The sequence below is a fragment of the Stenotrophomonas sp. SMYL41 genome, from assembly GCF_036319965.1.
Taxonomy (GTDB): Bacteria; Pseudomonadota; Gammaproteobacteria; order Xanthomonadales; family Xanthomonadaceae; genus Stenotrophomonas; species Stenotrophomonas maltophilia_R.
Window position 1 is genome coordinate 101,448 of the sequence record NZ_JAWIRX010000009.1, and the last position, 23,483, is coordinate 124,930.

Annotated in this window: 18 protein-coding genes and 1 pseudogene; 6 read left to right on the plus strand and 13 right to left on the minus strand. The window is 67.4% G+C overall.

Annotated features, from left to right (window positions below; translation table 11 throughout):
* Nucleotides 1-327 precede the first annotated feature (327 nt).
* The 4 genes and pseudogenes from V3B30_RS12430 to V3B30_RS12445 all read right to left on the minus strand — a co-directional run bounded on the left by V3B30_RS12430 (nucleotide 328) and on the right by V3B30_RS12445 (nucleotide 3,499).
* Complete coding sequence (locus tag V3B30_RS12430) at nucleotides 328-828, minus strand: hypothetical protein (RefSeq protein ID WP_262084008.1); 501 nt, start codon at nucleotides 826-828, stop codon at nucleotides 328-330.
* A 193-nt stretch (nucleotides 829-1,021) separates the two neighbouring features.
* The gene (locus tag V3B30_RS12435) at nucleotides 1,022-2,122 is read right to left on the minus strand and encodes an NADH:flavin oxidoreductase/NADH oxidase (RefSeq protein ID WP_262084009.1); all 1,101 of its coding nucleotides are present in this window, start codon (nucleotides 2,120-2,122) and stop codon (nucleotides 1,022-1,024) included.
* Nucleotides 2,123-2,236: 114 nt separating this feature from the next.
* A pseudogene (locus V3B30_RS12440) lies at nucleotides 2,237-3,042 on the minus strand (NAD-dependent protein deacetylase).
* Nucleotides 3,043-3,097: 55 nt separating this feature from the next.
* Nucleotides 3,098-3,499, minus strand: coding sequence for an acyl-CoA thioesterase (locus tag V3B30_RS12445; protein WP_262084010.1), 402 nt, complete (start codon nucleotides 3,497-3,499; stop codon nucleotides 3,098-3,100).
* A gap of 89 nt (nucleotides 3,500-3,588) precedes the next feature.
* On the opposite strand from V3B30_RS12445, the gene V3B30_RS12450 reads away from it, so the two are divergent.
* On the plus strand, nucleotides 3,589-4,224 hold the full coding sequence (locus V3B30_RS12450; protein WP_262084011.1) for a LysE family translocator: 636 nt from the start codon (nucleotides 3,589-3,591) through the stop codon (nucleotides 4,222-4,224).
* Between the two features lie 98 nt (nucleotides 4,225-4,322).
* Here the strand turns inward: V3B30_RS12450 and V3B30_RS12455 are convergent, their stop codons facing one another.
* The 4 genes from V3B30_RS12455 to V3B30_RS12470 form a co-directional block, all read right to left on the minus strand.
* On the minus strand, nucleotides 4,323-5,342 hold the full coding sequence (locus tag V3B30_RS12455) for a ribonucleotide-diphosphate reductase subunit beta (protein ID WP_100474954.1): 1,020 nt from the start codon (nucleotides 5,340-5,342) through the stop codon (nucleotides 4,323-4,325).
* Between the two features lie 144 nt (nucleotides 5,343-5,486).
* Nucleotides 5,487-7,889, minus strand: coding sequence for a ribonucleoside-diphosphate reductase subunit alpha (locus tag V3B30_RS12460; protein WP_262084012.1), 2,403 nt, complete (start codon nucleotides 7,887-7,889; stop codon nucleotides 5,487-5,489).
* A 607-nt stretch (nucleotides 7,890-8,496) separates the two neighbouring features.
* Nucleotides 8,497-9,597, minus strand: coding sequence for a cell division protein ZapE (gene zapE, locus V3B30_RS12465; RefSeq protein WP_008267934.1), 1,101 nt, complete (start codon nucleotides 9,595-9,597; stop codon nucleotides 8,497-8,499).
* Nucleotides 9,594-10,265, minus strand: a complete 672-nt coding sequence (locus tag V3B30_RS12470) for a CocE/NonD family hydrolase (RefSeq protein WP_262084013.1) — start codon at nucleotides 10,263-10,265, stop codon at nucleotides 9,594-9,596. Before V3B30_RS12470 ends, zapE begins: the two co-directional genes overlap by 4 nt.
* 42 nt (nucleotides 10,266-10,307) lie before the next feature.
* On the opposite strand from V3B30_RS12470, the gene V3B30_RS12475 reads away from it, so the two are divergent.
* Entirely contained in the window at nucleotides 10,308-11,165 is an 858-nt protein-coding gene (locus V3B30_RS12475; protein ID WP_262084014.1) for an EamA/RhaT family transporter, read from the plus strand.
* A 319-nt stretch (nucleotides 11,166-11,484) separates the two neighbouring features.
* Here the strand turns inward: V3B30_RS12475 and V3B30_RS12480 are convergent, their stop codons facing one another.
* The 3 genes from V3B30_RS12480 to V3B30_RS12490 all read right to left on the minus strand — a co-directional run bounded on the left by V3B30_RS12480 (nucleotide 11,485) and on the right by V3B30_RS12490 (nucleotide 14,400).
* Complete coding sequence (locus V3B30_RS12480) at nucleotides 11,485-12,930, minus strand: ExeM/NucH family extracellular endonuclease (protein ID WP_262084015.1); 1,446 nt, start codon at nucleotides 12,928-12,930, stop codon at nucleotides 11,485-11,487.
* Nucleotides 12,931-13,068: 138 nt separating this feature from the next.
* A complete protein-coding gene (locus V3B30_RS12485; RefSeq protein WP_005407662.1) occupies nucleotides 13,069-13,587 on the minus strand; it encodes a c-type cytochrome in 519 nt (172 codons plus the stop codon).
* Nucleotides 13,588-13,782: 195 nt separating this feature from the next.
* Complete coding sequence (locus V3B30_RS12490; protein WP_262084016.1) at nucleotides 13,783-14,400, minus strand: TetR/AcrR family transcriptional regulator; 618 nt, start codon at nucleotides 14,398-14,400, stop codon at nucleotides 13,783-13,785.
* Nucleotides 14,401-14,559: 159 nt separating this feature from the next.
* Here V3B30_RS12490 and V3B30_RS12495 point away from each other — a divergent pair, with 159 nt between their 5' ends.
* Genes V3B30_RS12495 through V3B30_RS12505 form a run of 3 tightly spaced genes read left to right on the plus strand, consistent with a single transcriptional unit; the run spans nucleotide 14,560 to nucleotide 19,353 of the window.
* Nucleotides 14,560-15,723, plus strand: coding sequence for an isovaleryl-CoA dehydrogenase (locus V3B30_RS12495; RefSeq protein WP_100474960.1), 1,164 nt, complete (start codon nucleotides 14,560-14,562; stop codon nucleotides 15,721-15,723).
* 10 nt (nucleotides 15,724-15,733) lie between these two features.
* The gene (locus V3B30_RS12500; protein WP_262084017.1) at nucleotides 15,734-17,344 is read left to right on the plus strand and encodes a carboxyl transferase domain-containing protein; all 1,611 of its coding nucleotides are present in this window, start codon (nucleotides 15,734-15,736) and stop codon (nucleotides 17,342-17,344) included.
* Between the two features lie 26 nt (nucleotides 17,345-17,370).
* Entirely contained in the window at nucleotides 17,371-19,353 is a 1,983-nt protein-coding gene (locus V3B30_RS12505; protein WP_262084018.1) for an acetyl/propionyl/methylcrotonyl-CoA carboxylase subunit alpha, read from the plus strand.
* Between the two features lie 19 nt (nucleotides 19,354-19,372).
* On the opposite strand, the gene V3B30_RS12510 is transcribed toward V3B30_RS12505, so the two are convergent.
* Entirely contained in the window at nucleotides 19,373-20,539 is a 1,167-nt protein-coding gene (locus V3B30_RS12510; protein ID WP_262084019.1) for a putative peptide maturation dehydrogenase, read from the minus strand.
* A gap of 138 nt (nucleotides 20,540-20,677) precedes the next feature.
* Between V3B30_RS12510 and V3B30_RS12515 the strand changes: the two genes are divergently transcribed.
* Nucleotides 20,678-20,974, plus strand: a complete 297-nt coding sequence (locus tag V3B30_RS12515; RefSeq protein ID WP_262084020.1) for an NHLP-related RiPP peptide — start codon at nucleotides 20,678-20,680, stop codon at nucleotides 20,972-20,974.
* A gap of 7 nt (nucleotides 20,975-20,981) precedes the next feature.
* Here the strand turns inward: V3B30_RS12515 and V3B30_RS12520 are convergent, their stop codons facing one another.
* A complete protein-coding gene (locus tag V3B30_RS12520) occupies nucleotides 20,982-23,474 on the minus strand; it encodes a putative peptide modification system cyclase (protein WP_100474965.1) in 2,493 nt (830 codons plus the stop codon).
* Nucleotides 23,475-23,483 lie beyond the last annotated feature (9 nt).

Consider the following 23,483-nt stretch of genomic DNA (forward strand, 5'->3'; position numbering starts at 1 on the left):
GTGGCAGTACCTCTCCGCACCAGTTCTGCATGAATGCATCGGACTCTGCCAAGCCACTCCTCGTCCCCGACGTACCTTGAGACGTGGACGCTGGCCCGAAACGCAGCCTCAAGGTCCAGATCGCTCAGCGTAGTGCAGCCGTCACCTGGCGACGCCGAAGACTCCCATGAAGCGTATGCGCTCGCCAGCCTCGCGACCCGGTCCGATGCACTTGAAGCCAGCAGCGCTTGATCGAGATCCCGCAGCTGGGTGTCTATTGCAGGTGCTGCCCACGCACTCGTGGGCAGCAACAGGCACCAGAGAAGCAGCCTGCACGCCATCATCCGGTCAGCAGCTCGACATGCAGATGCTGTGCATGGACTCTGAGCAGGTCGCACGCCCCGAACAGGCGTAGCCCGGGTAATCGTCAAATACCGGGTTAGGATTGGCCGCCGGTGCAACCCAATGATCCGCTTCCGACGCCTTCCGCAACCCTGGGATGTACACAATTGCGCGCTGTGCCCCGAAGAGTGACAGGAGTCGATAGGCTTCACCTGCACTCAGTTCAGAGACGATGGGCTCGTAGCTGAAGCTGGCCAGTCCCCGGTCGCCAAACACCAGCGAATCGACAAACTGCTTGCGCGCAAGGGGTGAAAGCAACATCAGCGGGGATTCGGGAGAGAGCTCGATCAGGTGAAGATCAAGCCGCCCCCGCGAGTTCACAGGGGCGTGCATGAGCGAGACATTCTCCGCCCCGGAGACACTCGCCACATTGTCACCTGCGACGGCAGGCAATGATATGGACAGAGAGACAGCCGAGAGCAGAACCATCCGCATCATGGGTTTCATTGCACTTCTCCATTGGCTGCACACACGTGTGTGCAGCTCAACGTTGCAACGTCCGCACCCAGCGCAATGAGGTGTCATTCACATAAAGTAGTATCCGCAATCATTCCTAGTTCGTTGCGCCAGGCTATGCCTCAATTCGCCGTCGTGCAGATCACCGACGGTCTGGAGCTTGGTATTGCGCTCGCATGCTGCGTCAGCGCGCCTTGAACACCCCGCGCGCATCACGCGGTTCGCAGCGCAGGTACTGCGGCGCCGGTTGCACGCTGTCGCGCAGCGCGGCGGCGGCGTGCCACGGCCAGCGCGGGTCGTAGAGGATGCCGCGCGCCAGCGCCACGGCATCGGCGTGGCGGTGGCGCAGGATCGACTCGGCCTGCTCGGGCTCGGTGATCATGCCCACCGCGATGACCGGCATGCGCACTTTGGCCTTGATCGCTGCTGCAAACGGCACCTGGTAACCCGGGCCGACGGTGATCTTCTGGCGCTCGTCCAGGCCACCACTGGAAACGTGCAGGAAGTTGCAGCCGCGCGCGTCCATCACCTGCGCCAGCGCCTCGCTCTGCACCAGGTCCCAGCCGCCATCGACCCAGTCGCTGGCGGAGATGCGCACGCCCACGGCGACCTTGTCGGACACCGCCGCACGCACCGCATCGAACACTTCCACCAGCAGGCGCAGACGGTTCGGCAGCGAGCCACCGTAGCCATCCGTGCGGCGGTTGCTCAGCGGCGACAGGAACTGGTGCAGCAGGTAACCGTGCGCAGCATGCAGCTCGATCAGCTCGAAGCCCAGGCGCTCGGCGCGCACCGCACTGGCGGCGAAGGCGGCGATGAGCTCGGCGATGCCGGCCTCGTCCAGTTCCTGCGGTGCCGGATCGCCGGCATGGAACGGCAGCGGCGACGGCGCCACCGTGGACCAGCCACGCACATCATCGGCCGGCAGCTGACCACCACCGTCCCACGGACGCTTCACCGAGGCCTTGCGGCCGGCGTGGCCGAGCTGGATGCCCAGCGGCATCGGCGACCAGCGGCGGACGCTGGCCAGCACCTGCGCCAGCGCCGCCTCGGTGCCGTCATCCCACAGGCCCAGGTCGGCCCAGCTGATGCGGCCGCGCGGCTCGACCGCGGTGGCCTCCAGGATCAACAGGCCGGCACCGGACTGCGCCAGGTTGCCCAGGTGCATGGCGTGCCAGTCGCTGGCGCGGCCGTCTTCGGCGGAGTACTGGCACATCGGCGCGATGACGATGCGGTTGGACAGGGTCAGGGGGCCGAACGAGATCGGCGAAAACAGCTGGCTCAAGACGGTGATGAACGACGTAGGGGGTGCGTATTGCACCGCTGCGCGGCTCCCGGATCAACCGTCTGGATGGATCGCTGTTTCGCGCGGCCTGCTGCAGCCGGGCGTGGGCTCGGCTCAGGGCGAAGCCCACGTGGTCAGCGCTTCGGCGCAGTCCCGCTCGTCCTTGAACAACAGCAGGTCATCGGCACGGGTGCGGCCACGGTTCAGTGCCGCCACCGGCAACCCTGCCCTGGCCGCGGCCTGCACGAAGCGGAAGCCGGAATAGACCATCAGCGACGAGCCCACCACCAGCACGGCGTCGGCCTGCTGCAGGTGCTCGTGCACGGCGGCCACGCGCTCGCGCGGCACGTTCTCGCCGAAAAACACCACGTCCGGCTTCAACACGCCGCCGCAGTGCGGGCACTCGGGCACCACGAACGTGGAGAAACGGTCTCCAGATCGGCATCACCATCGGGCGCGATGCCTGCCTCCAGCGCGTCCCAGCCGGGGTTGGCGTCCAGCAGGCGCTGCTGGAAGTCCTCGCGGCCACTGCGGCGCTCGCAGCCCATGCAGCGCACCAGATCCAGGCGGCCATGCAGGTCGATCACGTTGTGGCTGCCGGCGCGCTGGTGCAGGCCGTCCACGTTCTGGGTCAGCAGCACCTGCAGCTTGCCGCGGCTTTCCAGCGCAGCCAGGGCCTGGTGGGTGCCGTTGGGCTGGGCCAGGCCGAAGCGCGGCCAGCCCAGCAGGCTGCGCGCCCAGTAGCGCTGGCGGGTGGCCGCCTCGCCCATGAAGGCCGGGTAGGTCACCGGCGGCGTGCGTTTCCACTGGCCGTCGGTATCCCGGTAATCGGGAATGCCCGAAGCGGTGCTGCAACCAGCGCCGGTCAGTACGAACAGGCGCTGGGCGCGGTCGATGAAGTCGGTCAGTGGCGGGGTCATGGCTGCCAGATGGGGGCGCGGCCGCGCCCCCGCAAGCGCAGGTTCAGCCGGCGGATCAGGTTGTCGGCAGCGGCGGCACCGCGATCGGGTGGCCTTCCTCGTCCAGCGCGATCATCACGAAGTGGCCGCGGGTGCACAGCTTGCGCTCGCCGCTGTGCAGGTCTTCGGCGACCAGTTCCACCTCCACCTTCATCGAGCTGCGGCCGACTTCGACGATGCGGCCGATGGTTTCCACCATCTGGCCGATGCGGATCGGCAGCTTGAAGTCGACCTGGTCGCTGCGCGCGGTCACCACGGTGCGGCGCGAGTAACGGGCGGCGGCCAGGAATGCGGCCTTGTCCATCCATGCCAGCGCCTGGCCACCGAACAGGGTACCGAGGTGGTTGGTGTGGTTGGGGAAGACGATTTCGGCCATGCGCACTTCGATGGGCGGCACGGTCTCGGGGATCGGGGTCATGGGGTGCTTCGGTGTGGGGTGCCGCGATTTTAAGCCAGGCCCCGTGCAGGCGGCGCTACACTGCGCCACGCCCATTGCCAGGACCGCCCATGCCCGCGACCTCCGACCTGCTGGCCTTTGCCCTCATCTCGCTGGGCATGGTGCTCACGCCCGGGCCGAACATGATCTACCTGGTCTCGCGCTCGATCTGCCAGGGCCGCCGTGCCGGCCTGATCTCGCTGGGCGGGGTGGCGCTGGGCTTCGTGTTCTACATGCTGTGCGCGGCACTGGGCATCACTGCCCTGCTGATGACCGTGCCGTTCGCCTACGACGCGCTGCGCATCGGCGGCGCGCTGTACCTGCTGTACCTGGCCTGGCAGGCGCTCAAGCCCGGTGGCCGCTCGCCGTTCGCGGTACGCGACCTGCCCCCGGATGGCCCACGCAAACTGTTCGCGATGGGCTTTCTGACCAACCTGCTGAACCCGAAGATCGCGGTGATGTACCTGTCCCTGTTGCCACAATTCCTGCACCCGGAAGGCCATGGCAGCGTGCTGATGCCGTCGCTGGTACTCGGCTTCACCCAGATTGCCGTCAGCGTGAGCGTCAACGCGGTGATCGCAGTGATGGCCGGCAGCATCGCCGGCTTCCTGGCCGCGCGCCCGATCTGGCAGATGGTGCAACGCTGGCTGATGGGCACGGTGCTGGCGGGGCTGGCGGTGCGCATGGCGGTGGAAGGCCGGCGCTGACCGTAGGGTCGAGCAGTCGAGCATGGCTCGACGCTACAGAAACAAAAAACCCCGGCATTGGCCGGGGTTTTTCGTTGCGACAGAGCTGACCGGTTTGATCAGAAGTTCATGTCGAAGGCGACTTCGCCCTGCACGCCGACCTGGTAGGCCGAGACGCGGCGTTCGAAGAAGTTGGTCAGTTCCTGCACGTCCTGCAGTTCCATGAACGGCAGCGGGTTGCGCACGTTGTACTTCTTTTCCATGCCCAGCTTGGCGAAGTGCTGGTCGGCGCAGTGCTGCAGGTACTGGCGCATGTCGCGGGTCGAGATGCCGGCAACGCCACCGGACAGCACATCCTCGGCGAACTGCACTTCGCATTCGATGGCTTCGGCCAGCATGTCGTAGACCTGCTGCTTCATCTCGTCATCGAACAGGTCCGGCTCTTCCTCACGCACCACGCGCACCGACTCGAACGCGAACTCCATGTGCGCGCTCTCGTCGCGGAACACCCAGTTGGTGCCCGAGGCCAGGCCCGGCAGCAGGCCGCGCGAACGGAAGTAGTACACGTAGGCGAAGGCGGCAAAGAAGAACAGGCCTTCGATGCAGGCGGCGAAGCAGATCTGGTTGAGCAGGAACTGGCGGCGCTGTTCGCGGGTCTCGATGCGGGTCAGGTCCTGGATCGAGTCGATCCACTTGAAGCAGAAGTCGGCCTTCTTCTTGATCGAGTCGATGTTTTCAACCGCGGCGAAGGCTTTGACGCGCTCTTCCGGATCCGGCAGGTAGTTGTCGAGCAGGGTCAGGTAGAACTGCACGTGCAGCGCTTCTTCATACAGCTGGCGCGACAGGTACATGCGCGCTTCGGGCGCGTTCAAGTGCTGGTACAGGTTCAGCACCAGGTTGTTGGACACGATCGAGTCGCCGGTGGCGAAGAACGCGACCAGGCGGTGGATCAGGTGGCGCTCACCCGGCGACATCTTGCTGTGCAGGTCGGTGATGTCGATCTGGAAGTTGATCTCTTCCACCGTCCAGGTGTTCTTGATCGCATTCCGGTACATGTCGTAGAACTGCGGGTAGCGCATCGGGCGCAGGGTCAGTTCAAAACCGGGATCGAGCAGCATCTGCTTGGGCTTGTCGGCCATGGGTGTTTCCTTGAATTCCTGGGTGAGCCGCCGGGCATGGCCCGGCGCTACCGTGGGTGTTTTTCCGCAGCCGAGCATGGCTCGGCTCTACAGGTGCGAGGTGTTCGAGTGCCGACCAACGGTCGGCACCCACCGCGCGGTGTGTTACTGGCAGGCCTCGCAGGCTTCCGGGTTTTCCAGCGAGCAGGCGATGGCTTCGTCCGGGCTGAACACCTTGGCCGGGGCCGCAGCGCTCACCGTGGTCTTGGCGATCTTGGTGGCCGGGCGCGAACGCAGGTAGTAGGTGGTCTTGATGCCCTGCTTCCAGGCGTACATGTACATGGAGGACATCGCGCCGATGTTCGGGCTTTCCATGAACAGGTTGAGCGAGGCCGACTGGTCGATGAAGGCACCACGCTCGGCGGCCATGTCGATCAGCGAACGCATCGGCAGTTCCCACGCGGTGCGGTAGACCTCGCGCAGCGTTTCCGGAATCTGTGCCACGCCCGCGATGGAGCCTTCGGCCAGCTTGATGGCATCGCGCATTTCCGGCGTCCACAGGCCCAGCTTCTTCAGCTCGTTCACCAGGTAGCGGTTGACCTGCAGGAAATCACCGGACAGGGTCTCGCGCTTGAACAGGTTGGACACCTGCGGCTCGACGCACTCGTAGCAGCCGGCGATCGAGGCGATGGTCGCGGTCGGCGCGATCGCGATCATCAGCGAGTTGCGCAGGCCGTGTTCCTTGATGCGGGCGCGCAGGGCATCCCAGCGTGCGGTGTCTTCCGGCACCACGTTCCAGGCGTCGAACTGCAGTTCGCCACCGGCGGCACGGGTGTCGTTGAACGACGGGTGCTTGCCACGTTCCTGGGCCAGCTCGCAGGAGGTTTCCAGCGCGTGGAAGTAGATCGCCTCGGCAATCTTCTTCGACAGGGCACGGGCTTCGGCGCTGTCGAACGGCAGGCGCTTGCGGAAGAACACGTCCTGCAGGCCCATGCAGCCCAGGCCGACCGGACGCCAGCGCAGGTTGGCGCGGCGGGCGGTTTCGATCGGGTAGAAGTTCAGGTCGATGACGCGGTCGAGCTGGCGCACGGCCAGGCGGACGGTCTCGGCCAGCTTCTCGAAGTCGAACTCGTTGTGCTCGTCGAAGTGATTGCCCAGGTTGATCGAACCCAGGTTGCACACCGCGGTTTCATCGTTGGAGGTGACTTCCAGGATTTCCGTGCACAGGTTGGACAGGTGGATCACGTTGCCCGGACGCAGGGTCTGGTTGCTGGCGCGGTTGCACTTGTCCTTGAAGGTCATCCAGCCGTTGCCGGTCTCGGCCAGCGTACGCATCATGCGGGCGTACAGCTTGCGCGCGGAGATGGTGCGGTTAGCCTTCCCCTGGGCTTCAGCCTGCAGGTAGGCGGCTTCGAAGGCTTCACCGAACAGGTCGGTGAACTCCGGCACGACGCGCGGATCGAACAGCGACCATTCCTGGTCGGCCTCGACGCGCTTCATGAACAGGTCCGGCACCCAGTTGGCCAGGTTCAGGTTGTGCGCACGGCGGGCTTCGTCACCGGTGTTGTCACGCAGCTCGAGGAAGTCCTCGACGTCGGCGTGCCAGGTTTCCAGGTAGACGCAGGCCGCGCCCTTGCGCTTGCCGCCCTGGTTCACCGCGGCGACCGACGAATCCATGGTCTTCAGCCACGGCACGATGCCGTTGGAGTGGCCGTTGGTCGACTTGATCAGCGAACCACGCGAACGCACGCGGGTGTAGCTGACGCCGATGCCGCCGGAGAACTTCGACAGCTGGGCGATGTCGCCGTACTTGGAATAGATCGACTCCAGCGAGTCCTGCGGCGAGTCCAGCAGGAAGCACGAGGACAGCTGCTCGTGGGTGGTGCCGGAATTGAACAGGGTCGGGCTGGACGGCAGGTAGTCCAGATTGCCCATGCGCTTGTACAGCGCCAGGGCTTCCGGCACGTCCTCGCTCAGCGCGCTGGCGATGCGCAGGAAGAACTGCTGCGGGGTCTCGATCACCTTGCGGGTGTGCGGATGGCGCAGCAGGTAACGGTCGTACAGGGTACGCAGGCCGAAGTAATCGAAGTTCAGGTCCAGCGACATGTCGATCGCATCGTTGAGCTTGCGTGCATTGGTCTGCACGAAGTTCAGCAGGCGGTCGTTGATCAGGCCGACTTCATGGCCGCGGCTGACCGACTGCGAGAAGGCGTAGATTTCCTGGCCCGAGACTTCCTTGGCGATGTAGTTGGCCAGCAGGCGCGCAGCAAGGCGGCCATATTCGGGCTCTTCACCGATCAGCAGGGCGGCGGTGCGGATGGACAGTTCGTCCAGCTCGCGGGTGGTGGCACCGTTATACAGGCCGGAAATGGTACGGGTGGCCACGCGCATCGGATCGACGGCGTGCAGGCCTTCGGAGGAACGCTGCACCGCACGCACGATCTTGTTCAGGTCCACCAGCTCGGTGGTCCCATTGCGCTTGGTCACACTCATCGCGTTGGCCGTCGGCGGCGACGTCAACAGGAATTCGCTTTCCTTCTCGATGGTGGCGCTGGATTCGGTGCTCACGGCGTGTGTCCTCTTGGCGTGATTGGGGGTGCTCGATGCATCGGGTGACGCAGCCCGGGACATGACAGCCCAGGATGGCAGGACGGCGTCGCAGGGGGTGAGACCCTGCGCCTGCGCCTGCCACTGCCGTTGACGATCGCGGATGGGTACCCCGGGCAACCCCCTGCAATTGGGGTTGCTGCGACCGACAGCCACAAGATAGTGGGGGTAATGGGGTCCGTCAACGCCAAATGTAGTGAAATTCGGCAATCCCTTGCGCCGCAAGGATCGTGCCATCAGCGCCTGGATCAGACGCTTCAGACCTGCCGGAACGGGCTGCGCAGTCAAGCCCGAAAGCGTCATTGCGGTGGCACAACACGCCACAGAAACGGAACAATGACAGCTTCACATGACAGTGATGAAACTGGCTAGGGACAACCCTGTGGATAGGTAGTGGGCAGCCGGTGGGAATCCGGTGGATGCAGGGATCAGCAGCCGGGCAGCGACTCGAGGCTGCATGTGTCGGCCGGGCCGGAGGAGCGGCCACAGGGAAACGCCGTCGCGCCCCCCCCGATCACTGCGCGACCGATGCCGGCCGCTGGCCGGCAATGCACCCCCACAGAGTCCCTCACGCCCGGTGCGGGGTACCCAGGTATTCGGCGCTCTGCATTTCGATCAGGCGCGAGGCGGTGCGCTCGAACGCACCCTGCAGGCGGGTGCCGGTATACAGCTCGATCGGCGAGGTACTGGCGGTGCAGACCAGGTTGACGTGGCGGTCGTACAGTTCATCGATCAGGTTGACGAAGCGGCGCGCGGCATCTTCGTTCAGGCGATCGAAGGCGGGGATGCCGCCCAACAGCACCGTGTTGAACTCGTGCGCGATCTCGATGTAGTCCGAAGGGCCGCGCGGGCCTTCGCACAGCGCAGCGAAATCGAACCAGGCGATGCTCTTGCCACGGCCGCGCACCGGGATCTTGCGGCCCTCGATCTCGATGTTGCCGGGCTTGGCCGGCTGGCCGCCACTCAGTTCGTTCCAGCGCGTGGCCAGCCAGTCATCGCTGTCAGCGGCCAGCGGCGCGCGGTACACCGGCGAGCGGGTCAGCGCGCGCATGCGGTAATCCTCGGTGCCCTCGGCGTACAGCTCGACGCAGAAGCGCTGCAGCAGGCCGATGGCCGGCAGGAAGCTCTCGCGCTGCAGGCCGTTGAGGTACAGGTTCTCCACCGCCGTGTTGGAGGTGGTGACCAGAGTCACGCCTTCGGCAAACAGGCGCTCCAGCAGCCGTGCCAGCAGCATCGCATCGCCGATGTCGGTGACGAAGAATTCGTCCAGCACCAGCACGCGCAGGTTGCTGCGCCATTCCTGGGCGATCTTCGCCAGCGGGTCGCTCTGCCCCTGGTGCTCGCGCAGGCGCTCGTGGACGCTGCGCATGAAACGGTGGAAATGGGTGCGGTACTTCTGCTTGATCGGCAGGCCGTCGTAGAACAGGTCGACCAGGAAGGTCTTGCCACGGCCGACGCCGCCCCAGAAGTACAGGCCCTTGACCGGCTCGGGCTTCTTCCAGAACGAGGACAGGCGGTCCAGCCAGCCGTCTTCGGCGCTGTCGACCAGGCCCAGGTGGATGCGGTCCAGCTCGGCCAGCGCGGCGTGCTGGGCCGGGTCGTTCTGCCAGTCACCACGGGCAACCCCTTCCGCGTACCGCTGCGACGGGGTCAACTCGGTTGCACTCATGCCGCCGCGCCCAGCCAGTGCTTGACGCCGTGGGTCAGCGCGCCGCGCAGGTCGATCAGCTTGCGGTGGAAGAAGTGGCTGGTCTCGGGCATGCGCACCAGCTCATGCGGGACGTCCAGCGTGTCCAGCCACTGATAGACGGCCTGCGGGTCGACGATCTCGTCCTGCTCGCCCTGGATCACCAGCCAGCGGGGCGGCGGCGCGATGCCATCGAAATCCCAGCGGCCGGCCGGCGGCGCGATCGAGATCAGCGCTTCCGGCTGCAGCGCGGCAGCGGCCTTCAGCGAAACGAACGAGCCGAAGCTGAAGCCGGCCAGCCACAGGCGGTCATCGGGGCGCTGGCTGCGCACCCAGGCGGCGACGGCCTTCAGGTCATCCTGCTCGCCCAAGCCGTGGTCGAACTCACCGGCCGAACCGCCGACGCTGCGGAAGTTGAAGCGCACCGTGGTGATGCCCAGCTCGCGCAGGGTGGTAGCGGTCATGGTGACCACCTTGTTGTGCAGGGTGCCGCCCTCGGTGGACAGCGGATGGCAGACGATGGCCACGATCGGTTGCGCCGGCACATCGGCCTTGGGCAGGTCGACAACCACTTCCAGCGGACCGGCCGGGCCGTCCAGTTCAAGGCAGGCAGTTTCGCCGGGGGCGACGGGGAACGAGGGCTTGTGCATGGCACCATGATACCGTCCCCGCCCCTGCCCTGTGCCCGCCCCATGCTTTACCTGTCCCTGGCCGTGATCTGCAGCGTGCTGGTCTCGGTGTTGTTGAAGGTGGCCGCGCGCCGCCCGCTGGATGTTGCGCAGATGGTCACCTGGAACTATCTGGTGGCGGCAATGCTCACCGCCGTGGTGCTGCAGCCGCCGCTGGATGCGCTGCGCGCACCACACGCGCCATGGCTGTCACTGCTGGCGCTGGCGGTGGTGCTGCCGTCGATCTTCCTGGTGCTGGGCCGCGCGGTGGCGGTGGCCGGCATCGTCCGCAGCGACGTGGCGCAGCGGCTGTCGCTGCTGCTGTCATTGGCTGCTGCGTTCCTGTTCTTCGGCCAGACCGCGACGCCGTGGAAGCTGGCCGGTCTCGGCCTGGGCCTGCTGGCAATGGTGGCGATCAGCCTGCGCCCGCGCGGACCGGCGGTGGCGTCCTCACCCGGTGGCTGGGGTTGGCTGCTGGGCGTATGGGCCGGGTTCGCAGTGGTGGACGTGCTGCTCAAGCAGGTGGCGCTGTCCGGCACGCCCTCGATGGCGGCGGTGCTGGCCAGTTTCAGCGTCGCCTTCATGCTGATGCTGGCGCTGCAGCTGTGGCGGCACACCAGTGGCCGCAGCCGGTTGGCCTGGCGCAACCTCGGGGCCGGCGCGCTGCTGGGCCTGCTCAACGGCGGCAACATCCTCTTCTATGTGCATGCGCACCAGGCGATGCCGGAGAGCCCGGCCACCGTGTTCGCCGGGATGAACATCGGCGTGGTAGTGCTGGGCGCACTGGTGGGCGTGTTTGCCTTCGGCGAGGCCACCACCCGGTGGAACCGCGCCGGGCTGGCGCTGGCAGTGCTGGCGATCGGGTTGATCGCCTGGGGGTGAGCATTGGGTTGCGACGGACCATTTCCGGCAAATCGTTTCCGCAACTCCGGAGAGGTGTCACTTTCTTTGCGCGCAAAGAAAGTAACCAAAGAAACGCTCCGCCAGCCGCGAGCCGGTGCTGTGCACCGGTACCCTGCGCTTCTCGGTGAACCCGGGGACGGCGCCGAACTCGCTACGCTCAGACATCGGCGCCTCTTCGCCCCTGATTCACCTGCGATGCTCGGCTCGCTTGAAGGCGGACTGAAAGGTCAGAAGCAACAGCAGGATCAGTGCCGCCCCATGCACGCGCCCACACCCAAGCGGATGCCCAACCGCTGGGTTATTTATCGAAGCCCAGCAGCAGCGGGTCGTGGTCGGAGCTGCGCCACGGGCCCTGCACGTTGCGGCCCTGGTAGCCGCTGGCGTCCTGCTCGTCGGCGTTGCTGTGCCATTCGGCAGCACCGCGCAGGCGCTGGGCCATGCCCGGGTTCAGCAGCGCGTGGTCGAGGCGGCCGGTGTAGCCGTTGTAGACGTAGCTGTAGGGATGCTCGACCTTGGCGACCTTGAACGCGTCCTGCCAGCCCAGGTCATGCAGCGTGCGGATCGGGTCTTCCATCGCGTAGGCGTTGAAATCACCCAGCAGCACCGCGTCCTGGGCACCGGTACCGGTCGGATCGGTCTGCAGCCAGGCGTGCAGCTGCTGCGCCGAAGTCACCCGGGTAGCGTTCCAGCAGCCCTGGTTGTCGTTGCGGTCGGCATCGGCACCGCTCGCGTCGCGGCAGCCTTTCGACTTGAAGTGGTTGGCGACCACCACGAACGGCGCGCCGTGCTTGCCTTGGAAGGCCTGCGCCAACGGTACGCGGCTGTGCTCGACGAACGGGCCGCCGGTCAGCGTGGCCGGCTTGCCGACCGGCTGCAGGCGCGTGCTGCGGTAGATGATGCCGACCCGGATCGGATTGTCGCCGGGGCCGGTGCCCGCGTCGACGAAGCGCCAGTCACCCTGCGCGCCGCGATCGCGGTTGAGCGCATCGACCAGTTCGGCGATGGCCGACTGCGGGCCGTAGCCGTCGTTCTCCAGCTCCATCAGCGCGGCGACATCGGCGCCCAGCGCGCTGACCGTGGTCACCAGCTTGGCCACCTGCGCCTTGTGCTCGTCCGGCGTGCGCGCGCCGCGCAGGGTCGGGAAGCCACCGCCCTGGCCATCACCGTTGAAGAAGTTCTCCAGGTTGAAGGCCGCCACGTGCAGGCTGCCCGGCACCGTCGGCACCGCCGGACGCTTCAGCTCCGGCAGCTTCAGCGCGCCTTCGACCTGCAGGCGCGGACGGCCCTGCGGATCCACGCGCACGATGCCCTCCACGTTGCGCAGCTGCATGCCGGTGCGCAGCACCGGGTTGCCCGGCAGGTAGGCCACGCTGGCCGGGTCGCGGGCATCGCTGCCATCGTCCAGCACCAGGCGGCGGCGCTGGTTGTCGGCCATCACCTGCTCGTAGCCGGCGGTGCCCGGCGCGGCCACTTCGGTCGGCTGCCAGAGGCGGCCATCGAAGGCCACGGTGAGCTGGCCGAAGCGCTCCAGGCCATCGGTACCGGCCAGGGTGAGCGGCGCGGCGATGCGCACGCGCTGGCCATCCAGCGCGCGCCAGTCAGCCGGCGCGGCGGTCAGCACCACGGTGGCGCTGCTGCGTGCGGCGGAGGGCGACGCGACCGGTGCGGCCTGCGGCTGGGCCTGGGCGAAGGCGCCGGCCGGCAGCAGCAGGGACAGGGCAAGGGCGAGGGAGCGGCGGCGCATCGACGGGCGATTCCTTGGAAGAGGGCGCACAGACTAACCCTGAAATGCGAAACCCCGCCTGCGCAGCGGGGTCATGTGGGCGATCAGGCCTTGGTGGGCAAAGCCGGGGTAGTGCCGCCCGCTGGCCGGCACCACCGGCTATTTCAGGTTGCCCAGCATCCAGTCCACGGTGGCGTGGATCTGCTCCTCGGTCAGCGCCGGGTTGCCACCCTTGGGCGGCATGATGCCGCCGTCGGGGCCGGTATAGCCCTCGATGGCGTGCTTGTAGAGGGTGTCCTTGCCCTGTGCGATGCGCTTGTCCCAGTGCGAATGGTCCAGCGTCGGTGCCATGCCCACGCCGGTGGTGTGACAGGCGGTGCACAGGTTGTCGAAGATCACCTTGCCATCCTTGGTGCCGCCGTAGGCCACCTGCGAGGCGGCCTTGGCCAGCGCAGCGGCCTTGGCGGCGGCCTGCGCGGCGGCGCCGGTGCTGCCGGCATAGACCGCGCCGGTGGGCGAGATGCGCTGTTCGGTGCGCTTGGCCGCGGTCGGCGACACCTCGGGCGGAATCCGGGTGTGGATGTAGGCGGCAAGGAGGATGAGGCCGAGGGTGATGGTCGCCAGCAGCGCGATCACCATGGAGAAGCGTTTCAGGAACTCCAGATCGTAATTCCGCACTCTTCGTTACCCCTGGCTGATAGTCGTTGGACCACGGCTGAGCGACTGCGTGATGGACCGAGTATAGAACGCGCTTTGCGTGCGACAACAGGCGTCACTGCTGGTGCGGCGCAACATTGCGGGGAATGGGGTCAGATCCCTTTTGCGATGCAAAAGGGATCTGACCCAGCAACAGAAGCCGGCCAGCGGCCGGCTCTACCGGACTACCGGGGCGCCGATCGCGCGCAGGCAGAAGCTGCAGATCGCATCCACCAGCGCGTCTTCGTCGCGGTGCGCTTCGCGGCTCGGCGCGGTCGGGCCGACCATCGCCTCGGTGAAGGCACCGACCAGGCAGGCAGCGGCCACATGTGCGTCCTGCACCGGCAGCTCACCGGCCGCCACGCCCTCTTCCACCAGCCGCAGGAACACATCGCCGAATGCGCGGCGACCGCGCATGCGCTCGGCTTCCACGTCCGGGTCGACCGGTTCGACGATGAAGGCGTGCGCCAGCCCCGGCCCGGCCAGGGCGCGGCGGACGAAGGCGGTGATCGCCAGCCGCAGGCGCTCGCTGGCCACCTCCGGCCCACTGGCGATGCGCTCCATGATCGCGACCTCGTGGGCCACGGCGGCGTTGAGCACCTCCACGAACAGTTCGGCCTTGGACGGGAAGTGGCGATAGATCAGGCCGGTGGACACCCCCGCCTGGGTCGCCACCGCAGTCACCGGGGCGTTGCGCCAGCCGCCGGTGGCGACCAGCTCGCGGGTGGCCAGCAGGATCCGTTCACGGGCGCCCGCCAGGCGTTCTTCCATCAATGCAGAGCGTTTATAGGCCATGTTCTGATTCTAGTTTCAATTTTTGAATTCGTATTCACTTCTTATCCGAACCCCGCTACGCTGGGGCCATCGCCCGTGTGGGTGGCGGTCCTGCAGACCGCCGCCCGCTCCCCCGCCGGGTGCGTCCATTTCCTGCCATCCCGCCGTGGAGCCACCACAATGCACGTGCCATCCCTGAACTTCGATCTTGGCGAAGACATCGACCTGCTGCGCCAGAGCGTGGCCCATTTTGCCGCCGCCGAGGTCGCGCCGCTGGCCGCCGAGGCCGATGCCAGCAACCAGTTCCCACTGTCCCTGTGGCCGAAGCTGGGCGAGCAGGGCCTGCTCGGCCTCACCGTGGAAGAAGAATACGGCGGCACCGGCATGGGCTACCTGGCCCACGTGGTGGCAATGGAAGAAATCTCGCGTGCCTCCGGCGGCATCGGCCTGTCCTACGGCGCGCACTCCAACCTGTGCGTGAACCAGCTGCGCAAGAACGGCAACGAAGAACAGAAGCAGCGCTTCCTGCCCGGCCTGTGCAACGGCAGCCTGGTCGGCGCGCTGGCGATGAGCGAACCGGGCGCCGGTTCGGACGTGGTGTCGATGAAGCTGCGTGCCGACAAGCGTGGCGACCGCTACGTGCTCAACGGCAACAAGATGTGGATCACCAACGGGCCGGACGCCGACGTGCTGGTGGTCTACGCCAAGACCGACATGGACGCAGGTGCCAAGGGCATCACCGCGTTCCTGGTCGAGAAGGGCATGAAGGGCTTCTCCACCGCGCAGAAGCTGGACAAGCTGGGCATGCGCTCTTCGCCCACCTGCGAGCTGGTGTTCCAGGACTGCGAGATTCCCGAAGAGAACGTGCTGGGCCAGGTCGGCGGTGGCGTGCGCGTGCTGATGTCCGGCCTGGACTACGAGCGCGTGGTGCTGTCCGGTGGCCCGCTGGGCCTGATGGCGGCGGCGATGGACGTGGTGATGCCGTACGTGCACGAGCGCCACCAGTTCGGCGAACCGATCGGCAGCTTCCAGCTGATCCAGGCCAAGATCGCCGACATGTACGTGGGCCTGGGTGCCTGCCGCGCCTATGTCTACGCCGTGGCGCGCGCCTGCGACCAGGGCCGCACCACCCGCCAGGACGCCGCCGGTGCGATCCTGTACGCCGCCGAGAAGGCCACCTGGCTGACCGGCCAGGCGATCCAGATCCTCGGTGGCAACGGCTACATCAACGAATACCCGACCGGCCGTTTGTGGCGCGACGCCAAGCTGTATGAAATCGGCGCCGGCACCTCGGAGATCCGCCGCATGCTGATCGGCCGCGAACTGTTCCAGCGCACCCTGTAAGGCCACCGCGATGACCGTCCTGAACAGCCAGCTGCAACCGGGCAGCGAAACGTTTGAAAGCAACCGCGCGGTGATGCAGGCCGTGGTCGATGACCTGCATGCCACCCTCGCCCGCACTGCGCTGGGCGGCAGCGACGCCGCGCGTGCCAAGCACACCGCACGCGGCAAGCTGCTGGTGCGCGACCGCATCGACGCCCTGCTCGACCCCGGCAGCGCCTTCCTGGAAATCGCGCCGCTGGCCGCGCATGGCATGTATGACGATGCCGTGCCCGCCGCCGGCGTGGTGGCCGGCATCGGCCGGGTGAGCGGTGTGGAATGCGTGATCGTGGCCAACGACGCCACGGTCAAGGGTGGCACCTACTACCCGATGACGGTGAAGAAGCACCTGCGCGCACAGGAGATCGCCGAACAGAACCACCTGCCGTGCATCTACCTGGTCGATTCCGGTGGCGCGTTCCTGCCACTGCAGGACGAAGTCTTCCCCGACCGCGACCATTTCGGCCGCATCTTCTACAACCAGGCCAACCTGTCGGCACAGGGCATTCCGCAGATCGCCTGCGTGATGGGCAGCTGCACCGCCGGTGGCGCCTACGTGCCGGCGATGAGCGACGAGACCGTGATCGTGCGCGAGCAGGGCACGATCTTCCTCGGCGGGCCGCCGCTGGTGAAGGCGGCCACCGGTGAAGTGGTGACGGCCGAGGAACTGGGCGGCGCCGATGTGCACACGCGCATCTCCGGCGTGGCCGACCACATGGCCGACAACGATCTGCAGGCGCTGGCACGGGTGCGCGCGATCATCGCGCAGCTGAACTGGCGCAAGCCGGAACCGGCGATGGCGGTGCAGGCCAGCGAGGAGCCACTGCTGCCGGCACACGACCTGTATGGCGTGATCCCGGCCGACACGCGCAAGCCCTACGACGTGCGCGAGGTCATCGCGCGCCTGGTCGATGGCTCGCGCTTCGACGAGTTCAAGCCGCGCTACGGTGCAACCCTGGTCACCGGCTTCGCCCATCTGAACGGCTACCCGATCGGCATCATCGCCAACAACGGCATCCTGTTCTCCGAGTCGGCACTGAAGGGTGCGCACTTCATCGAGCTGTGCACCCAGCGCAACATCCCGCTGGTGTTCCTGCAGAACATCACCGGCTTCATGGTCGGCCGCAAGTACGAACAGGGTGGCATCGCCAAGGATGGGGCCAAGCTGGTGATGGCGGTGGCCTGCGCCAAGGTACCCAAGTTCACCGTGGTGATCGGTGGTTCGTTCGGCGCCGGCAACTACGGCATGTGCGGCCGCGCCTACTCGCCGAACTTCCTGTGGATGTGGCCGAACGCACGCATCGGCGTGATGGGCGGCGAACAGGCCGCCAGCGTGCTGGCCACGGTCAAGCGCGATGGCATCGAAGCCAAGGGTGGCCAGTGGCCGGCAGCGGAAGAGGACGCGTTCAAGGCGCCGATCCGCGACCAGTTCGAACAGCAGGGCCACCCGTACTACGCCAGCGCGCGCCTGTGGGACGACGGCGTGATCGATCCGGCCGACACCCGCCGGGTGCTGGCCCTGGCGCTGTCGGCCAGCCTCAACGCCGCCCCGCAGCAGACGCGCTTCGGCGTGTTCCGCATGTAACCCGTGCCATGACCGAGCCTGTTGCCATGTTCACCAAAGTCCTGATCGCCAACCGTGGCGAGATCGCCTGCCGCGTCATCGCCACCTGCCGTCGCCTCGGCATCGCCACCGTGGCGGTGTATTCCGATGCGGACCGCAACGCACGCCATGTGCGCCTGGCCGACGAAGCCATCCACATTGGTCCGGCCGCCGCACGTGAGAGCTACCTGCGCGGCGATGCCCTGCTCGACGCCGCACGCCTGACCGGCGCGCAGGCGATCCACCCCGGGTATGGCTTCCTGTCCGAGAACGCCGACTTCGCCGATGCCTGCACCGCCGCCGGCATCATCTTCATCGGTCCACCGGCCAGCGCCATCCGCGCGATGGGCGACAAGAGCGCGGCCAAGGCGCTGATGGCCACGGCCGGTGTACCGCTGACGCCGGGCTACCACGGCGACCAGCAGGAACCCGCGTTCCTGCGTGCCCAGGCCGATACCATCGGCTATCCGGTGCTGATCAAGGCCAGCGCCGGCGGTGGTGGCAAGGGCATGCGCAAGGTCGAGCGCAGCGAGGACTTCGTCGATGCGCTGGCCAGCTGCCAGCGCGAAGCGGCCTCGGCGTTCGGCAACGACCACGTGCTGGTCGAGAAGTATGTCGAGCGCCCGCGCCACATCGAGATCCAGGTGTTCGGCGACAGCCACGGTGAGGCGGTGTACCTGTTCGAGCGCGACTGCTCGGTGCAGCGCCGCCACCAGAAGGTGCTGGAAGAAGCGCCGGCGCCGGGCATGAGCGCCGAGCGCCGCGCCGCGATGGGCAAGGCCGCGGTGGATGCCGCGCGCGCGGTGGGCTACGTCGGTGCAGGCACGGTGGAGTTCATCGCCGGCCCGGACGGCGATTTCTACTTCATGGAAATGAACACACGCCTGCAGGTCGAGCACCCGGTCACCGAGTACATCACCGGCACCGATCTGGTGGAGTGGCAGCTGCGCGTGGCCTCGGGCCAGCCGCTGCCGCTGCGCCAGGAGCAGCTGGCGATCCACGGCCACGCCATCGAGGCGCGCCTGTACGCCGAAGATGCCGACCGTGGCTTCCTGCCCTCCACCGGCACGCTGCGCCGGCTGCGCCTGCCGACGCCGTCAGCCCATGTGCGCGTGGATACCGGCGTGGAGGAAGGCGACAGCATCACCCCGTACTACGATCCGATGATCGCCAAGCTGATCGTCTGGGACGTGGACCGCGATGCCGCGCTGCGCCGCATGAGCCAGGCCCTGGCCGACTGCCAGGTGGTGGGCGTGACCACCAATGCCAGCTTCCTGCGCCGGCTGGTGAACACCGATTCGTTCACGCACGCCAGGCTGGATACCGCGCTGATCGAACGCGAGCACGCCGCGTTGAGTGCGGTGGGCGACACGGATGATGCCCTGTGGCAGCTGGCCGCCGTGGCCGCAGTTGCAAGCACTGCGGGCGCCAGCACCGACGCGCGCGACCCGCATTCGCCGTGGCGAGCACAGGATGGCTGGCGCCTCGGCGCGTCCGCGCCGCGCGTGTTGCCGCTGCAGCAGGGCGAACGCAAGCACATGGTGAAGGTGTGGGCGCAGGCCGATGGCTGGCGCGTGCAGTGCGATGACGCAGCACCGCTGCAGGTGATCGGCACGGCCGATGTGCACGGCCTGACGGTGCAGCGGGGCGAGCGCCGCTGGTCGCTGCAGCTGCTGCGCGACGGTGACCAGCTGTACCTGTTCGGCGCCAATGGCCAGCACCGCTTCACCCTGCACGATCCGGTGAGTGAATCGGACCAGGCCGTGGCCGACGCCGGCAGCCTGCTGGCGCCGATGCCGGGCAGGATCGTCGCGACGCTGGTCGCGGCCGGCACCGAGGTCAAGCGCGGAACGCCACTGGTGGTGCTGGAAGCGATGAAGATGGAGCACACCCTGCAGGCACCAGCCGATGGCACGGTGAAGGGCTACCGCGCCAAGGCCGGCGACCAGGTGGGTGATGGTGCGGTGCTGGTGGACTTCGAAGCGGCGTGAACGCCGGGGCGACGGCCGCTCAACGGTCGTCGCCCGCCGTCACCCGACCAGCGGGATCGAATTCGGCGGTGTCCAGCGTGGCACTGCGCCAGCCCAGGCCGCAGATGGCCATCGCGCTCTGGCCGATGCCATCGAACCCGAAGGCACGATCGACATCGGCATCGTTGATGGCTGCGGTGACGAACGCCGCCAGGCCGCGCTCGGTGGCGCACAGGTACAGCAGCTGCGAGATGTGGCCGACATCCAGTGTCACCGCACGGTGCGCCTTGGCATGGTTGCGGTACTTCCAGAAACAGCGGTCATAGCGCGGCGCCAGCACCAGCAACGCCGGCGCATCGGCGAACCACTCCTGCCCGGACAGCATCCGCCGCGCCAGCGCAGCCAGTGCCTGCGGCGGTGGCGAAGGCAACGGCAGAACGGCATGCTGCACCGGGTGGTAGTGGTACAGGCCCGGTACCAGCCCGTCCACGTTCTGCACCAGCAGGAAGCCCTCGGTGGGATGCAGGCCGCCACCGGAAGGCACGTTCTTCTTCAGGAACTCGGTATCGCGCTCGACCTTCTGCACGGCGTGGGCCATCAGCGTGCGCTGCAGCACCTGGGCCAGCAACGGCAGCGACAGCGCGCGCTGCGGATCGAAATTGCGGCAGGTGGTGCGACGCGCCAGCAGTGCATCGAACGCGGCCTCTTCGCTGCGCGGCAGCGGCTGGTAGTCACCCTGCATGGGCTGCACCACCGGTGGTGGCGGCCCCAGGCGCTGGCGCAGCCCGGCAGCGGTGTCCAATCCCTGCCGACGCATGTCCTCCACGCTGTCCACGGCCTGCCATCGCGCGTGGCGATGGGCCAGCGCGGCCAGCGGCCACCACTGGCTGCGCCGTAGCGCCTCGTCGCGCATCTGGTGCCCCACCTCGCTCGGCGGGTCGGTCAGCAGCAGGCCCTGCTCGACCAGGCGGGCCAGCATGGCCGGGGAGGCATCGGCGGGTGGTTCGCTCCAGCGGTGCGCGCTGAGCTCGCCCAGCAGCTGGCGCTCCTCGGCGTCCACAGGCAGCGGCTGGTCCAGATGGGCGGCCAGCGCCACCCAGCTGATCTGGCTGTCCATCTCGGCATGGCCGGCCAGCATCGCGCGCAGGTCCAGGGTGACCGCCTCGCGGGGCTCGAACATCAGGCTGGCGCAGCGGCGCAGGCGCATGGGTTTCCTTCCTTCTGCCGCACAACCGGCATAGCAGCAACGACCGCAGCGCGGCCAACTTTAGCGACGTGCAGCGCGCGGCCCTCAATGGCAGGCTGTCGCGGCCGATACGAGAAACTCCACCTACGGACGATCCCCATGAGCACCCATCCCCGCCTTTCCGCCGCAGACGCCAGCACCCTGCTGGACCACCTGATCGGCAACGACGAGTTCCGCAGCCACTTCACCGCGTCGCCGGCCCAGGCGCTGGCCTCGATCGGCCTGGACGCTGCCGTCGGCGAGAACGACTGCATGAAGATCGACACCCTGGCCTCGGTCGAGGAGCTTGGCCGGGTGCGTGACGCGCTGCAGGACCACCTGTCCGGGTCGGTGGCGGCCATGACCGTGGTGTTCTGCTTCGAAGCCGGCAAGGTCGGCGAGCGGATCGACGGCTGATCCGCCATCAGGGTGCGCCGGCCGTAGCTGGCGTTGCCCACGTGGAGACGTCATACACGTTCAGCGGTTGCCACACCTGCAGGGCCGTGACCTCGGCAATGGCCTGGCCGCGATGCTGGGCCAGCCACGCCTGCTGGCGGCGCGCGGCGGCTTCATCGCCCTGTGCGCGCAGCGCGAGCAGCAGCACCACGTGTGCCTGCACGGGCTCGCTCCCATCCAGCATCGGCTCGATCAGCGAGCGTGCAGCGTCGGGTCGCTGCATCTGCAGCTCATCCATGGCGCTGACGATGCGCAGCCAGCGGTCTGCGACCGGGCTGCGCAGGCTGCGCAGCAGGGGGCGCTGATCGTCCAGCCAGCGCTTGGCCAGCTCGAACTGGCCCTGGCGCTGTGCCAGGTGGACCAGCGCCAGCCACTGCAGGCCTCTGGCATTCAGCATGGGATCATCGCGCTGCTGCAGCATCGGCTGCAGCAGCGCTGCGATGGCCTGCAGTTCGGCGCGGCCAGCGCTCGAGCACAATGCCGCCACGCTGGCGTGCTGCAGGCGTTGCTGCACCTGGAGGTCGACCAGCGCCGGCGCCGGTGCATCTTCGCGTATCGCCTGCTGCATCGCCGGGCAGTCGCGCTGCGCGGCCGCCAGCAGCAGCTGCGCACGCAGCTTCATCCGCTGCTGCAGGGCATCGCTGGCATGGATCTGCGGCAACAGCTCCGCTGCCTTGGCGTACTGTCCCTGCGCCACCAGCACATCCACGCCGGTCTCATCGGCGTCATCCCGGCCGCGCAGGACCTGTGCCTGCGCCAGTGTTTCCGCGGCAAGCTGCGGCTGGTTGGCAGCGATCTGTATCCGCACCAGATGGACCAGCGGATACAGCCGCAAGGGGTCCTGCGGCACTGCGGCCGCTCGCGCATAGGGCTCGGCCTCGCTGAACTGGTTGGCCTGCAGCAGGTACCAGGACGTGTTGGACAGCCCCGCGAACGAATCCGGATAGACCTTGGCCAGCGTGCGCCATTGCTCCAGCGCCCAGCCGCCTGGTTCCAGCTCGGCCATCCAGGCCTTCAGGTACAGGCGCTCGCGTGGTGGCAGGCGATCCTGCAGGTCCAGCGCATGCTGCATGGCTTCGCGTGCACGCCGCCCTTCCTCGACCCGCGCATGCAGTTTGGCCACGCCCATGTAGGCCAGGGCAAAACCAGGATCGATATCGATCGCAGCCTGGTAGAGGTTGCGTGCTTCCTCGAAGCGACGCTGGCCCAGTGCACTCTCGGCCAACGCGAATGCACGCAGTGCACGCAGGTCCTGGGTCGATGCCCGCGGCAACGGCAACGACTGTTCCAGGCTTGCCACCGACTCACCCAGTCCACGCCGCAGGCGCCCGACCACGTCATCCACCGCGAACACCATCTGGTCGGATCGATCCGCGGTGGCGGTGAACGTCTGGATCACCTGGCCGCTGCCCGGCGCAGCGACATCGATGGCCAGCTCGTAGCCGCCGATCTTCTGCCGCACGGTCGGCAACAGCACGGCGCGGGCGCCTTCCCTTACCGCCACGTCGACGGCGGTATCGCGGTTCAACCGGGTATCGCCCGAGAGCCGCGCCATTTCCAGGCTTTCGCGGATCTTGCCCTCCGACAGCACGTTCACGTAGCGCGACTGCTCCAGCGCGATCCGGATCGCGTGCCGCATCGAGTCATCGAAGATCGGATCGCCGGTGAGGTTGTCGACATCGCCGAGCACCACCCAGTCGCGCTCAGCGAATGCAATCGCCGGTTCCGGCCGCAGCAGCAGCCAGCCGCCCAGCACGGCCACCGCCAGCACCAGGCCTTCGGCAGCCAGGACCAGCGGCTGCCGCCACAGCGGCAGGTCGCGGCGCGCCTTGGCATTGGCGCGCGGCATGCGCAGCGGCGCCGAACCGATCTCGCCCACTTCGATCACTTCCTGAACTACCGGCACGCCCTTGAAGCGCCAGCGCCCGTGCGATTTCCACAGCAGGCGCGTGCCGCGCTCGCCCAGCGCATCGGTGGCACGGCGGGTCAGCGATTCGGCCACCGCCGACAGCAGGATCTGGCCAGGGCGGGCCAGCATCATCAGGCGCGCCGCCATCGGCTTGGCCAGGCCTTCCACTTCCATCGACTTGGCACCGGCACGGACCGCCTCGGCACTGTTTTCCCAGGTCAGCACGTCACCCACGTGCAGGCCGGCACGCGCGCGCAGTTCAATGGCGCGCTGCTGGCCCAGCGCGTGCAGTTCACGCTGGTAGTCCAAGGCGAAACCCAGTGCGTCGATGGTGCGCTCGAACAGCATGAACAGCCCGTCGGAGCGGTCGATCAGCTGGCCATTCCAGCGGTGCTGCAGCCCCAGCACCAGGCGGTCGTGCTCCTGGAACAGGCTCGCCGCCGCCACATCGCCGATACGCTCGACCAGCTGCAGCGAATCACACAGATCGGTGAACAGCAGGGCGCGTAGCTGTGGGCTATGCGGGGCTGACGTTCCGTTGTCGCCATTCATCGCCTGCCT